General features: G+C 45.5%; 7 protein-coding genes. 6 read left to right on the top strand and 1 reads right to left on the bottom strand.

Going from position 1 to position 16,025, the window contains the following annotated elements; genetic code table 11:
• Positions 1-4: 4 nt before the first annotated feature.
• The gene (locus QQL60_RS08010; RefSeq protein WP_284722992.1) at positions 5-1,387 is read left to right on the top strand and encodes an autotransporter outer membrane beta-barrel domain-containing protein; all 1,383 of its coding nucleotides are present in this window, start codon (positions 5-7) and stop codon (positions 1,385-1,387) included.
• A 121-nt stretch (positions 1,388-1,508) separates the two neighbouring features.
• Here the strand turns inward: QQL60_RS08010 and QQL60_RS08005 are convergent, their stop codons facing one another.
• Entirely contained in the window at positions 1,509-2,987 is a 1,479-nt protein-coding gene (locus QQL60_RS08005; RefSeq protein ID WP_284722991.1) for a hypothetical protein, read from the bottom strand.
• 291 nt (positions 2,988-3,278) lie between these two features.
• Here QQL60_RS08005 and recC point away from each other — a divergent pair, with 291 nt between their 5' ends.
• The 5 genes from recC (at position 3,279) to QQL60_RS07980 (ending at position 15,998) form a co-directional block, all read left to right on the top strand.
• The gene (gene recC / locus QQL60_RS08000) at positions 3,279-6,506 is read left to right on the top strand and encodes an exodeoxyribonuclease V subunit gamma (RefSeq protein WP_284722990.1); all 3,228 of its coding nucleotides are present in this window, start codon (positions 3,279-3,281) and stop codon (positions 6,504-6,506) included.
• A complete protein-coding gene (gene recB, locus QQL60_RS07995; RefSeq protein WP_284722989.1) occupies positions 6,503-9,988 on the top strand; it encodes an exodeoxyribonuclease V subunit beta in 3,486 nt (1,161 codons plus the stop codon). The genes recC and recB overlap by 4 nt, the downstream gene beginning before the upstream one ends.
• Complete coding sequence (gene recD, locus QQL60_RS07990) at positions 9,981-11,729, top strand: exodeoxyribonuclease V subunit alpha (protein ID WP_007146464.1); 1,749 nt, start codon at positions 9,981-9,983, stop codon at positions 11,727-11,729. The genes recB and recD overlap by 8 nt, the downstream gene beginning before the upstream one ends.
• 122 nt (positions 11,730-11,851) lie before the next feature.
• On the top strand, positions 11,852-13,507 hold the full coding sequence (locus tag QQL60_RS07985) for a FecR domain-containing protein (RefSeq protein ID WP_007146462.1): 1,656 nt from the start codon (positions 11,852-11,854) through the stop codon (positions 13,505-13,507).
• A gap of 13 nt (positions 13,508-13,520) precedes the next feature.
• A complete protein-coding gene (locus tag QQL60_RS07980) occupies positions 13,521-15,998 on the top strand; it encodes an EAL domain-containing protein (protein ID WP_284722988.1) in 2,478 nt (825 codons plus the stop codon).
• Positions 15,999-16,025 lie beyond the last annotated feature (27 nt).

Here is a 16,025-nt window from a genome sequence, read left to right as displayed (position 1 = left end):
GAACATGCATACTCAATTTCTAAAACGTTCTTTATTCACGACCTTATTTACATCATCACTCCTATTAAGCGCTGCCGCCAGTGCTGATGGTGTTTTATCTGGAATAAACACTTCGCCTTTAACGATTGATGATGATGCCACGACAAGCATTGTGTCCGGAACACAGTTTCAAAATGATAGTGAGTTGTCAGTGATAGGCTGGCCTTTTTCTGTAGATCCTGTTTTAGCTAATCAGGGTACCTTTATTAATAATGGTACTTTTTATGGTAAATACAGTGATTTAAATAATTCTGGCATCTTGCTAAACACGGGAAGCATGACAACGCATGTCAGTGATTTGAATAATGCAGCAAGTGGTCAGATTACCAATACAGGCTATATAGAGAATAAAAGTGGCAGATGGATCAATGATGGCCAAATTGATAATCAGGCTGAATTTCTGAATCAGGGCACCTTTAGCAATAACGGACAATTGAGCAATAACGATATTCTCACCAATACCGGTACTTTATCGAGTTACAGAGGTGGGACCGTTACTAATAATGGCATTTTGACCAATAGCCGCGCCGGTAAATTAAATAACTACATTGCTTCTACCCTGGTGAATAATGGCACGCTGAATAATGAGGGCACATTCACTAACGCAGGTCGCTTAATTAATCAGGGTTCAATGACGAATAACTATGTCTTGACCAATGCTATTAATGACACCGTGGTGAACAATGGTGTGATGACGAATAATAAATCGATATATAACCAGAACGCCTTCGTTAACACTGGCACGTTTATTAACAATGAAAAAGCGAAATTGGTCGGTAGTGGTGCCTGGGTTGGTGATTACACTCAAACCGCAGGTCAAACTATCAACAATGGTGTCATGAGCCAAACCAGCGTCAATATTAATGGGGGTAACTTGTCAGGAACCGGCACCATTAACAGCCTTGTGACGGTAAATGGTACCGGGTATGACAACTATGCCAGTCTGACCGCCGGTAATTCGGTCGGTACGATGACGATTAATGGTAATTACACGCAAGGTGAATTTGGTTCGATGGTTGTGGAGTTTGATGAAACGCACTCCGATCTGCTGGATATTTCGGGTGTCGCTTCGCTGGCTGGTTTATTAAGCTTTGAGTTTATTGGTGATGATGTGCAAGAAGGCACATTTAACTTCCTGACCTTTGCCAGCATCGTCGGTAGTTTTGACAGCATTATTTTACCGGCGATAAGTGGTTTTAATTTTGAAGTGGTATTTGGCGATACCTTTGCGAATCTTGTGATAAGTCAGGCTGTGAGTGCTGTGCCTATTCCTGCCGCGTTTTTCTTGTTGGCACCGGTCTTATTCGGCTTTTTGGGTTTGCGTCGTAAAGCGAGTTTAGTTGCATAAACATCACATATAAAGTTAAGCAAAACCGATAAAACTCAGGGCCAGTTTAAACACGAAAAAAGATGTTTAAACTGGCCCTGAATACTGCTTATGCTGCTGTCAGTGTTTAACCATAACTGAACTAGGCCGCTTTAGAACCTGTAAGACGTGAACGACCCGCCCACATGCCAATCAGACCAAAAGCAAACAATGGCAGTGCTGCAGGTAATGGTACGGCACTTGGGTTAGCGAACTGGCTGGCAAGATACTCAGTAGAGAACATGCCATCACCAAAACCCCATGATGAGAAGTTTTTGAATTTGCCTGATAACAGCTCGCCACTATCGACGCCTAATGACAGGTAGACAAGTGCATCTGATATTTCAAATGACAAAATATCTGACAGTTCAAAGTCCTTGAAGATAATGCTGTTATTGCCCAAGCTGCCATCGAAGATACCTGAACTCAGCTCACCTGTGGCAGTGAGTCCGTCAACGATCACCATATCGTCACCGCTACCGAACATCACATCACCGATAATTTCACTGTTACCTGTCAGTGTCAGGCTGCTGTTACCTTGATTGGGCGCAAAATGTATAGCTGTGCCTGAACGACCGACTAAAGTACCACTGTTGGTGACGGTAACTTCAGAAGTACTGGCATCATCCGAACCAATGGCATGAACGCCTTCGATGTAACCTTCATTGATGATGGTCAGTGGACCGGCTGTGCGAACATCACCTACATTCGGTTCGAAAAGTGGATCAATATCAATACCATTACCCCCATTTAAAGGGTCACTTTCTGTACCGGTTGAAACAATGACACCAGTAGCATGGTTGTGTACTTTGCCTTCGTCGATATCGATACCGTCATCGGTGCCCAAAATCACACCATAGTTATCTGCGGTGCCACTGGCAAATTGCACACCATCTTCATCATCCGTGGCGCCAGTATTTGTCCAGGTTTTTGTTGCTGCGTTCCATGACAAACCATTCAGGGCGATGGTGCCGTGATTTTCAAGGGTGAAGTCTTCGCGTGCTTCAACCACTTCTTCATTACCACGTAATGTCCCGTAGTTAATGACTGTTGTGCCTGCACCACGACTCTGAATAGCACGACCTTTTTCACTCTCGATCTGACCATAGTTAGTAATGTGTGCATTTTTCAGTTCGGTGTCATCATCTAATCTTACGGCTTGATTTTCAGCGAAGATTTGTCCTGTTTCACGATTAATTAAGGTGAAATTGCTTGCTTTGTCCTGCAGGCGAATACCGCGATCACCACCAATAATCATGCCTGAGTTATCAATGGTCAGGTTGGCACCTTTAGCGCGAATAGCATCATCATCGCCGCTTTCGATAAGGCCATAGTTATAGACAGTCTGGTTTGACCCTTTCAATTGCACAGGTCGATCTTTTTCATCGACGATTTCTGCACCATTTTCAACGGTCACTGACAAATTATCACGCTTATCATCAATATTATTGCTGTCAGCTGAAGTACAAGTCAGGGTAGGGGAGCCAGTTGTACCACCGGCAACACAATCTTCTGCCAGCACGGGTGCGTTGTATAAAGCGGTTAATATCGAAGCAATCAGTAGTTTATGTGTATGTTTCACGTTAACTCCAAGTCAGGTAATAGAGATGACGCTCAAGATAATGATGGATTATGACAATGTGATGAATTTTCAAAATAATGTGAGGTATGCCACAAACAAACATCATAGAAAATGCTAAGTAAGCTCGAATGGGCGGGATGACCTGAGGCTTGGCTGTTCAGCTGTTTTTTATAAAGCAGATAAGCCCTTATTTTTAATGGTGTTAGCTTCAGCCCTTGTTCTGACATTCAAAGCAGTTTGTTTCAACCGCAACATCCCGTAATATGTGGCTTTTGACGTGAAGGAATCCACATGCTGAAGATGGTTTACAGTAATGACAGCAGACAACTGGCTGCCTGGCTTGCTGAACAGCTTCAGTCCGCGCCGCTCAGTCCGTTTGAGCAGGAAAATATTATTGTGCAGAGTAACGAGCTAGCTCGCTGGTTGTCACTGTATCTAGCCAATGAGCATGGTATTAGTGCCAATACGGAGTTTCCTTTTCCCTCTGCCTATATCTGGCGTTTATTTCGGCAAATCTGGCCGGATATTCCTCTGCATTCACCTTATGCCAAAGCACCGATTAGCTGGCGTTTATTTGCCCTGTTGCCCGAGTTAGCAGATGAGCCGGAATTTAGTGCGATTGCCGCTTATTTAGGTGAACAAACGGATGAATTAAAACGTTTTCAATTAGCCGAACGGCTGGCGGATACCTATGATCAGTACCTGATGTACCGACCAGACTGGATTGCAGAATGGGAGCAGGGAAAAAGCGATAACTGGCAAGGGCTTCTCTGGCAAAAAATCACGGCGGATGATCCCGAACCTATGCATCGGGCCAGATTGTTAAACCAGCTTAATCATCTATTACAATCGGCTATCGAAAAGCCGGCCGGCCTTCCTGAACGACTCAGTATTTTTGGCATCTCCTCGTTACCACCCGTGTATTTGCAGACCTTTGCTTTAATGGCGAAATTTGTCGATATCACGCTGTTTTATTTATCCCCCAGTCAACATTATTGGGGCGATTTAATTGATGCCAAACAGCAACAGCGTCAGCAATTGGAACTCATGCTGGAAGAGCCCGAACCAGAGCTGAATGCAGATGTAGGTCATCCATTATTAGCGAGCCTGGGCAAACAAGGGCAGGAGTTCTTTCGTCAGTGTCAGGAACTGCCTCATGAGGCGGAAACCTGTTTTGCAGAGCCACACCCCGATACCATGCTGGGCATGTTGAAAGCCGATATGTTTGAGCTGGATGTTGGACAGCAGCAAACAGTGAGTGCTGATGATAACTCTATCCTGATTCAAGTCTGTCATAGCTCGATGCGAGAAATGGAAATTCTGCAAGATCAGCTGTTGGCGATGTTTGAACAGCAGCCCGATTTATCACCTACGGATATTGTGGTGATGACGCCCGATATTGATGTGTATGCCCCCTGGATTGAAGCGGTATTCGGTGCGGCTGATCCGGCTCATGCGATTCCATTTAGTATTGCTGATAGCAGCGGTCAGCAAGAAAGTATTTTACTCAATGCCTGGTTCAGTATTTTAGCGTTGCCACAGTCACGGTTTGATGTGGAAAGTGTGCTGGCTTTGCTGGAGTGTCCGGCCATTCAACAGCGTTTTCAGTTGGATGAAGCGGCTTTATTGTGGTTACGCGAATGGTGTCAGCAAACCCGGATTCGTTGGGGTCACGATGCCAAAGATAAAATGGCATTGGAGTTACCAGCTAATGATGCCAATACCTGGCGTGCCGGCTTAGACCGTTTATTACTGGGGTACGCTATGCCGCTGACCGAGCAGGGCGAACCCTGGCGCTTGTTTGACGGCCAACTTGCTATGGATGGCATTACTGGTGATAAAGCCCGGATTGTGGCGGCAGTATCACAGTTTATTTCTGCACTGGATGACTGGCGACAACAGCTCAGCCGTCCACGAACACCCCATGATTGGCAACAGCATTTAAACCGTTGTCTGGATACCTTCTTTGAGGCAGAACAGCTGGATGATCCGTTGGCCGAACGTGAGCTGATTTCCATCCGTAGCCAACTTGATCGCTTGATTGAAAGTACCGATTTAGCTGGCTTTGAGGAAACGATTGGCATTGATGTGATCTTAAGCTGGCAGCAATCCCATCTGGAACCCTTAGATAATAGTCATCGTTTTATGGGGCATGGCGTTACCTTCTGCGGCATGGTGCCGATGCGTAGTATTCCATTTGATGTAGTTTGTCTGATTGGTATGAATGATGACGTGTTCCCACGTCGTCAGCCGAGTTTAGGTTTTGATCTGTTGGCGCACCATCATCGCGAAGGTGATCGTTCACGTCGTGATGATGATCGGTATCTGTTCCTGGAAGCCTTATTGTCTGCTCAACAAACGCTTTATATCAGTTATATCGGCGCCAGCATTACCGATAATGCGGAGATTCCACCGTCTGTGTTGATTAGCGATTTGCTGGATTATCTGGATGAACGGTTTGTCACTGAGCAGGGCGATTCAGTCATAAAACAGCTGGTGACACATCATCCACTGCAAGCCTTTAGTCGCCGTTATTTTGATCAGCAGCATGACAAGCTGTTTAGTTTTAATGCCTTGCAATGTCCCAAACCAGACACAAAAACTGAATCTACATTATGGTTTGCAGAACCATTACCAGAACCTGATGCGTCATGGCGAGACATTAGCTTGATGCAACTCAGCCAGTTTTTTATGCATCCGGCCCGGTTTCTTTGCCGTGAACGTTTAGGCGTCAGACTGGAACTGGATGAAGATGAATTGAGTAGTCGTGAACCGTTTGAGTTAAACGGGCTGGAAGCCTGGCAGCTCAGACAATGGCTGCTGGAAAGTAAACTCAGCCAAACCACTGAAACCCATATTTCTGAACTAGTACACGCCACTGGCATGTTACCTCAAGGTGAGTTTGGCGAAGAATGGCTTCATCAGGAAAACCGTAAAGTTGAGGCATTTGTAGAGACATTAATGCCCTATCTGGGTGATGAACGTTTACCGGCTTTACCCTTTGAACTTGAGATAGGTGAGTTCAACATCAGTGGTCAGCTCGATAATCTCAGTGAAGCAGGGCTATTGCGCTATCGTTTATCACGTAAAAAAGGACGCGATCTGATTAATGGCTGGTTAGAACACTTGATCCTCAATATTCTGAAACCAGCAGGCATGAGGTTAACCACCCAACTGGTCTTTGAAGATGATGAGCTGTGTTTCACACCGGTAGATAATGCGCGTCAGTTACTGGAGCAATATCTCAACTTATATTGGCAAGGCTGCCAACAACCTTTGCCACTGTTTGATAAAACCAGTCTGGCGTATGCCAAACAAGCACTGAGTGATAAACCGGAGAAAGCCCAGCAAGCGGCTGAAAGAGCCTGGGCACCCGCCGGTGAGTTTGTGATGGCTGAACAGGACGATGCTTATTATCAATGTTGTTTCCCGGCAAACCCTCTCGATGAAAACTTTGCTGAGATTGCCTTGCAGGTCTATGGGCCGATTCAGCAGCACATTGAAGGAGGGCAATTATGAGTGCCCAATTTAATGTGGACACGGTTGCACTCAAAGGCATTAATCTAATTGAAGCCAGTGCCGGCACCGGTAAAACCTTTACGCTGGCAGAGCTGTATTGCCGTCTGGTGGTGGAACAGAAACTGGAAGTCAGCCAGATTCTGGTGGTGACTTATACCCGTGCAGCTACCGAAGAGTTACGCGGACGTTTAAGGGCACGACTGGTTGATGAACGTAAACAACTGAGCCAACAAGCGCAGGCAGATCCTCAGGCGATAAAACGTTTACAACTGGCGATTCAGAGTTTTGATGAAGCCGCTATTTACACCATTCATGGTTTTTGCCAACGCGCTTTGCAGGACTTTGCATTTGAAAGCGGTCATTTCTTTGATATGGAAATGGTGGCCGATGAACAAGAACTCAAACAAGCGGTTGCCGATGATTTCTGGCGTCGTTATGTCAGCTCGGCAGATAACGCTTTTGCCCGTTATTTATTACAAAAACGCCAAAGCCCGGAAGTGTTATTGCAGTCAGTCAGCAGCTTGATTGGCAAACCTTATCTTGAAGTCATACCGCTGCCGGAAATGGCGGTGGAGCCATTACAAGCTTTATATGATGAGCAGTTTGAACACGTTCAGTCGTTGTGGTGGCAACAGCGTGATGAAGCGATTGCGGTTTTGCAGGATAAAAACGTGCTCAACGGTAATAAATATCGTGCGGCCAGTGTCAGTGGCTGGATAGCTGAAATGGACAGCCTGATGCAGGCTGGAAAACAAGCAGGATTGTTTGAGAAGTTTGCCAAGTTTGGTCAGGCTGAACTGACACAGGCGCTGAAAAAGGGACAGGAGCTACCTGAACTGAGTTTATGGCGGGCATGTGATGTCTTGCTCGATACCGACCAACAACTGCAAACGGCGCGTTCGTTACAATTGCAGCAACTACGTCAGCAATTATCAGAGTATCTCGCCACTGAGTTACCCAAACGTAAACAGCAATTAAAACTGCAGGCCTTTGATGATTTGTTACTTAATCTGCAACAGGCCTTACATGGCCCGCAAGCCGATAAGCTGATCGCTAAAATTCGTGAGCAGTTTCAGGCGGCATTGATTGATGAGTTTCAGGACACCGATCCGATTCAATACGACTGTTTTCATACGATTTTTGCCAACACCGAGCAGCCGGTGTTTTTTGTTGGCGACCCAAAACAGGCGATTTACAGTTTCCGTGGCGCTGATATTTTTACTTATCTGAAAGCAAAACATGCGGCTAGCAATGAGTTTAATCTGGATACCAACTGGCGCTCGCATCCACGTCTGGTGAAGGCGGTTAATCATTTGTTCGAACGCGTGCCACAGCCGTTTTTGTATGACGATATTCCGTTTTATCCAGTGAAAGCGGCTCGTGCTGATGAGGCGTGTTTAACGGTGTCAGGCCAGGCTTTGTCGCCGCTATCATGGGTATGGATGTCATCTGACACGCCATTTAATGTTAGCGATATGATGCAAAATGCGGCAAATGTGACTGCCGATCAGATCGCAACTTTGTTAAATCAGTCAGCCAGCGATGAGGTAATGCTGACCGATAAAGATGGCCGTCAACGTCAGCTCAATGGCGGTGATATTGCCGTCTTAGTCAGAAGCCATAAACAGGCAACAACCATTCAGCAGGCACTACGGGCACGTGGTGTGAACAGTGTGCAGCAGTCACGTGACAGTGTGTTTGAAACACCGCAGGCGGTGATGCTGGAACGGGTGTTAATGGCGATTGCTCAACCCAGTAATGACAGCCTGATTGCCACGGCTTTAGCAACCCCCTTATTTGCTAAAAGTGCATTAGACATTTATCAGGCTCAGCAAGACGAACAGCAGTGGCTGAAGCAGACAGACTTTTTTGTCTCGCTGCATGAGCAATGGCAGCAGGCCGGTTTTATTGTGATGTTCCGTGCCTTACTGGCTGCACTGGATGTGCAACGTCACTGGTTAGCCTTAGCTGATGGTGAACGGCAACTGACCAATTTATTGCATTTGGCTGAATTGATTCAGGCGCATGCAACGCGACGCAATAATACGATGGAAGCTATTTTGATGTGGTTAGCTTCACAGCGACAGTCTGCTGATAAAAGTGGCGATGCCGCTCAGATTCGGCTGGAAAGTGATGAACAACTGGTCAAAGTGATTACCATTCACACTAGTAAAGGGCTGGAATACCCGATTGTGTTTTGTCCGTTCCTCTGGCATCAAAGCCAGTTCAATCAACAGCCGACAGTGATGACGTTTCATCGAGCAGACGATAATCAGGCCTGTGTTGCCTTTGGCGAGCCTGGTTTTTCTGAAGCACAACCGATTATGGCTGAAGAGCAGCAAGCTGAAGACTTACGTTTGCTTTATGTGGCATTAACCCGTGCTCGTGAACAGTGTGTGATTGTGTGGGCACCTGTGAAAAACGTTCAGCAAAGCGCCTTATTTCAGTTGCTTCATCCTGAGTTAGAACAAGTTAATGCTGGTGAAATGCAACAAAGTTTGCAGCAGATGGTGGCATCACAGCAAGACAATATGAACGTGATTACCTGGGATGCGGATGTACCACCGGTTGTCAAACAGGCGGATGTGTCAGCACAGACATTACAAGCGAGACAGTTTGCAGGACAGATTCAGACACCCTGGCATATTGGTAGCTTTACCGGCTTGAGTCACGGGCAGCATATCGAGTTACCGGATCATGACGCACCGTTGCTGCCAGTAGACATGCCAAGCAGTGAGCCACGTCAGGATCGGTTTGGGTTTCCAAAAGGCGCAAATGCCGGTACCTGTTTACATAGCTTGTTTGAACACTGGGACTTCCAGCAGCAGAATGAAGAACTCACCATCTTGGTAGACAAAACGTTAAGCCAGTTTGGCATTGATAATGAGTGGTCTGCTGTCGTTTCATCCTGGTTGGATGCCGTGGTCAGTACTAAATTAAATCAGCAAACCGGGCTGACCTTACGTGATATTCAGCCGCAGCAGCGTTTAGATGAAATGGCATTTTTCTTTCCAGTAAGGCAGTTAACAGCAAAAAGTTTAAAACAGACATTAATGCCTTTTGTCGACGATTACCCGATTCTCAGTCCGGTGGTGAAGTCATTACAATTTGTCGATCTTAGCGGCTTTATGAAAGGCTTTATCGATCTGGTGTTTGAGCATGAGGGGCGTTTTTATATTGCCGACTATAAATCCAACTGGTTAGGAACTCAGGCTGACAATTATCGGCAGGCAGCGTTAGATGAGGCCATGGTGGCTCATAGCTATCCGCTGCAATATTTAATTTACAGCTTGGCATTGCATCGTTATCTGCAAACGCGTCTGACTGATTACGATCCTAAGCAGCATTTTGGCGGTGTGTATTACTTGTTTATACGGGGTATGCATCCGGATTGGGGTCAAGCGGGTGTGTATTTTGAACGTCCATCGACTGCCTTATTAGAAGCGCTCAACCGTTGCATGTCTGAGGTGGACGATGTCTGATTTGCTGAAGTTATTACGCCAGCACGGTTTAAGCGAATTAGCCTGTCAGTTTGCCGCCTATATCGATCGTAAAGAACAGGGCATGCGTCCAGTGGTAAGCATGACGGCAGCCATATTGTCAGAAGCGATTGCTGAAGGACATGTGTGTCTGAATTTGCATCAACTCCCCACATTTTGTCAGCCCTTAAAATCGGTATTACCTGATTCTGTTGCTGACTGGATGGAAATATTGTCACAGGCCAAAACAGTTGGTCAGCCCGGTGATTACACGCCACTGATTTTGACAGAACAAGGCCTGGTTTATCTTTACCGTTATTATCGTGATGAGCAGGATGTGGCTCGGCTGATTCAGCAACGTTTACAGCCCGTCGATGATATCGATATAGAACAACTCAATGCCGATCTTAGCCGCTGGACCAGTGTGATTGGAGGTACAGACTGGCAAAAAGTCGCTGTCGCTGTAGCCTTGACCAGACAATTTGCGGTTATCTCTGGTGGCCCCGGCACGGGTAAAACCACGATTGTGTTAAGCATGCTTAATAGTTTGCAACAGCAATTTCCTGATCTACATATTGGGCTGGCGGCACCCACGGGTAAGGCCGCTGCCAGACTGCAGCAATCGATTAGTGCTCAGCATCCCTATGAAGTAAAAACGCTGCATCGCTTATTGGGCATTACTGAGCATAACGACCAGGGTCGTTACCATGCCGAACGTCCTTTACCATTAGATGTATTGATCATTGACGAAGCATCGATGGTCGATATCAGTTTGATGGCCAAATTAATGCGAGCTTTATCGCCTTCAGCCAGACTGATTTTATTAGGTGACAGCCAACAATTGGCCTCCGTTGAGTCTGGTGCGGTGTTAGCGAATTTGAGTGATGAACAACAAGGCCAGTTTTCGGCTGAGTTCAGTGAGCAATTTCCCGAACTGGATATTCCTGTCTCAGAAAACTCAGCGCCATCGACGCTGTTAAATAGCTTTGTGCGTCTGCAACACAGTTATCGTTTCGATAAAGACAGTGCGATTGGCCAATTAGCCAAACAGGTGAATGAAGGTGATGTACTGGCCGCGCTCGCTTTATTAAATCCAAGTGTGAATGATATCTGGTCGGATAGTGATGAAAAGCAGCAGCAAAGATGCTTTATGGCTGGATACCAAAGTTTTATTGAGGCGGTGGAATCCAAACAGTCACCACAACAAGTAGTACAGGCCTTTGATACGTTCAGAATTCTGGCTGCCTTAAAGCAAGGGCCACAATCAGTGTTATCAGTGAATCGTTTGCTGATGCGTTTATTGGCACAACGCGGCTGGCGAACCAGCTTACCGTTTTATGCTGGCAGACCGATTATGATTACGCAAAATGATTACCGGCAACGACTGTTTAATGGTGACACGGGCATCATTTTGCATGATGAGACTGGACAACTTCGCGCCTGTTTTTGTTTTGATGAGGAAGTGCGTTGGGTACCGATTAACCGACTTCCTGCTCATGAAACTGCGTTTGCGATGACGGTGCATAAAAGCCAGGGCTCCGAGTTTGATAGCGTTAGTATTTTATTACCAGATGAAATCAGCCCTATTCTTAACCGTGAACTGCTTTATACCGCGATTACCCGAGCCAAACAGCAGGTATTTATCCTCAGTAAAGAAGTGACATTACGTCACACGATTCAAACCCGACATCAACGTGAGAGTGGCTTGAAAAGGCACTTGATGAATGAAAATCAAAATCACTGATAGCTGATTTTATAACACTTTATCCATACTGATTTTTTTATGTAAAACAGTGTCGTTTTTGCTGAGTTGAGTGCTACTATACGAAAAAGGATGAAAATCACAAATAACACTTGGAGATGCCAGTGAAATATCTGTCTTTTATAGGTATTTATCGATTTGTCTTGTTGTCGGTTATTTGGTTTTTTGTCTCGACAGGGGTGTATGCCGAGGATTGGATTTATACCGTCGTTGAAGGTGATAATCTCTGGAGTTTGAGTGAACAGCATCTTGATAAAGTCACTCGGTTTGAGCAGTTACGTAAACTCAATAATATTGAAAACCCCAAACATCTACAGCCAGGCACCAGGATACGTGTACCTCTAGACTGGATTCGCAGTAACCCCGTCGCCGCCAAGATTGTTTCCATCACCGGAACTGCTGAAATTCAGCGCGCCAGAAGCGCTTCCACTGAGCCTGCAAAAGTCGGCTCTTTAATGCAGCTTGGTGATCAATTAATGACGACTGATAATAGCAGTGTTGCCATTGAGTTCGCTGATAAGTCGATACTTTCCCTTCATGAAAAAAGCATCGTTCACTTCGACCATTTGAGTGCACATGGAGTAACCGGCATGGTCGATTCCAGGCTGAACTTATTAAAAGGCCGGATAGATACCAAAGTGACTCCGGCCGTTGGTCCTGGTTCACGCTTTGAAATTGAAACGCCGTCAGCTATCAGTGCAGTTCGTGGCACGATTTATAGAGCACTCGTCATGGAAGAGGGGGATGTCTCAAATATAGAAGTACTTCGTGGAAAAGTGGCCGTTTCCGGCGCCAATAAACAGTTATTGGTGAATAAAGGTTTCGGTACTCAGGTTGTGTCAGGTAAACCGCCTATTCCGCCTCGTGAACTACTACCTGCGCCAGTTTTTGAGCCAGTGCCGAATACCATCACAGAAATCAATTGGCGACTATCCTGGTCAAAAATTGCCGGTGCTAGCCGTTACCGGGTTGAAGTGGCAGTCAGTGATGATTTTGAAACGTTGTTATGGCAAGAGCTGACACCGCATAACCGTATTGCCTTTCCTGATTTGAGTGATGGCAATTATGCCGTGCGAGTTCGGGCGATTGACACACTAGGGCTTGAAGGCATGGATCAACAGGTGCTGATTAGACTCAATGCTCATCCACAACCACCTATTGCACTCAAGCCGGTTGAAGCCCAGGTCTTACGTGGACAGTCACCCGTATTGCAATGGACTGCAGCTGAAGAAGCTTCGGCTTATCGTCTGGAAATTGCCTCTGATAAAAACTTCTCACAGTCACTATTGGATCGAACCGTTACAGAAACACAGTTTGATACAACATCTTTGTCAGCGTTAGGAAATTATTATTGGCGTTTATCCAGCATTGCAAATGATGGCGAAGTGGGTCCTATAGGGCCGATACGCTCCTATCAAATCAAAGCGATTCCAGAAAAAGTAGATGCATCGCTGTCTGCTGAAGAAGACGGCCTGTTAATGGCCACCTGGAATGTCAGTTCAACTGAACAGCACTATCAGGTGCAAATTGCTAATGACAAGGCGTTTAGCGACATCATTATTGATAAAACGGTAACAGAGCCACAGTTTGCATTTGAACCGTTTAAAGATACTCCGCGATATTTACGTGTGAAAAGTATTGAGCAGGATGGTTATGAAGGTCCCTGGGGGGCAACACAAACTATCGAACCGTTGCCCAAGGAACCATTTAATTTCTGGCCCTTAGGCTTATGGACAATTTTTACAATCATTTTAATTTAGTATAGCCGTGAGCATGTCTGACTATCAGCGTAGTTGGATTATTGGCTTTTTTTTAGTTATCTGTCTGGCTTTAGCTGGTTTTTTTCTTTCTGCGAATAAATCACTGCAGCGTTTAGACTTACTTATTTATGACCTGATGCTGCCGTTACAGGCCCCGGCAATGAGTGATGATATTGTCATTATTGCCATTGATGATGCTAGCATCCAGGCCTTAGGCAGATGGCCATGGACCCGACAGCGTCATGCTGAACTGCTTGATACGTTATTGGCTCTGTCACCACGGGCCATTGGTATAGATTTGTTATTTTCCGAACCAGAAAATAATAGTGATGCTGATCAGTCTCTTGCCAGGGCGATGACGGAGAATAATCGCACTGTTCTGGTCGTTGCACCTATTCAGGAAACGCCGGATTCCATCATCATAGAACGATTACCTATTCCTGTTCTGGCCTTAGCTGCTGAGGCTTTGGGGTATGTTGATGTGGAATTGGATATTGATGGGGTGAATCGTCATTTTTATTTGTATGGCGGTATTGCTGATCCACATTGGCCGAGTATGGCGCTGGCAATGTTGAATGTGGGGAATGATAGACCCATCAGGATGCCACCATCCTATGCAGACAAAGCCGATAAACAGACAGGAACTGGCTGGCTTCGTCGCCATAAGGTGATGCTTTCATTTACATCGCCAGAAGATAAAGCACAACGAATTTCTTATGTAGATGTCCTTGCTGGTCGGGTTGCTGCTTCGGCTATAGAAAACAAGTATGTATTAATCGGGGCCACTTCAGCTGGTATCGGTGACATGATTTCAACCCCAGCTAACCAGTCTCATCAACGAATGCCTGGTGTGGAAGTCATCTCTCAGGAAATGAATACATTACTTCAGAATAAATGGTTATATGAGTTAGCACAGCCGATTCAGTCGGTATTAACGGTCATCTTGATTGTGTTCAGTGTCACGATATTGTTTTGGCTGCCGCAGCGTTATTCGCTTGTCACTATGATCGTGGCATTGCTTCTTATTACAGGCTGCTCATTAGGCTTATTGCTATGGCCAAAACTCTGGTTTGCACCGGCAAGTGCTTTGATCATGACACTATTATCCTGGCCTCTGTGGACTGTCTGGCAATATCAGCTTAACGATCGCTTTACAAAAAAGCTCATGTCTCAGTTAGAAAAACAGTCCCGGCAACATATCATCACAGGTTTGCCAAATCATGGTGTGTTACAGGAACAATTGCATAAATTAAAAAATCTAAGCCAACCCAATTCATTGGCAGCCTTGTTTGTTATTCATGTGACTCGACCTGATTCAGCTATCAGTGTTATTGATCGCTCGATTAGTGATTCTCTGTTGCTAACGATTTCTGAACGGTTAAAGCAAGCGACGGAGAGTGATGCGTTTATTGCGCATTTAAATGAAGATGATTTTGCTGTCTTAATTATGGAGCAGCAAGATATCAACACAATCCAATATGCAGCCAATAGGCTGTTATTTCATTTGCAAACCCCCATCCATGACTTTGGTGAAGAAATTGTTCTGACACCCAATATTGGCCTCAGCATCTGGCCAACAGACAGTCGTGACTGTACAGAATTACTCCGAAAAGCCCATACTGCTATGTTTAAGTCACGCTTGGATAAGACGCTTCCTATTTGCATTTACACTGCTGATATTGGGCAAGAGATTGAATCGCGCGCTGAGTTGGAACGAGCAATGAGTGGTGCTTTGGGAAGAGGTGAATTTGAAATTTATTATCAGCCTCAAGTTGAGGCTCTGACTGGTCGGTTGGTTGGGGCTGAAGCACTATTACGCTGGCATAGTCCCGAATTAGGTGATGTCGGCCCAGAATCATTCATCCCCGTTGCTGAGCAATCCGGATTGATTAATGCTATCGGACAATGGGTACTCAGAAAAGCTTGTGAAGATCTGAAGTTAATGAAAGAGATAGGCTTGGAGCATATCAGAATTGCTGTGAATTTATCGCCACTGCAGTTTTCGGATATGACACTTGCTGATGAAATTGCAGAGACATTGCGAAATGCCGGTATTGAACCATCCAGACTTGAGTTGGAAGTCACGGAAAGTACGCTGATGAATAATATGAGTAACGCTGTTGAGGCCATGACGAATATTAAAAAACACGGTATGAGTCTGGCGATTGATGATTTTGGTACCGGTTATTCCTCACTGAAGCACTTGCAGTTGTTTCCGTTGGACTGTTTGAAAATAGATAAGTGTTTTACTCAGGACTTAAGCCATAAAAGTACGGCGGAAATTACCTTGTCTATCATTGAGCTGGCCAGACGACTTAATCTTCGCATCATCGCTGAAGGCGTTGAGAGCCGTGAACAAGCGGATTTTTTTCGTCAACATAACTGTGATGAGTTGCAAGGGTATTTATACAGCAAACCCATACCTGCAAAAGCGCTAATCGAATTAATGAAACAGCAAGCCAGCACCCGCATAAATTTCAATACTCAATAATGCTGTAGTCGTCACTTTAAGTTTAAT

The organism is Methylophaga thalassica (assembly GCF_030159795.1).
Taxonomy (GTDB): domain Bacteria; phylum Pseudomonadota; class Gammaproteobacteria; order Nitrosococcales; family Methylophagaceae; genus Methylophaga; species Methylophaga thalassica.
This window is presented reverse-complemented; position numbering and strand designations above follow the sequence as displayed.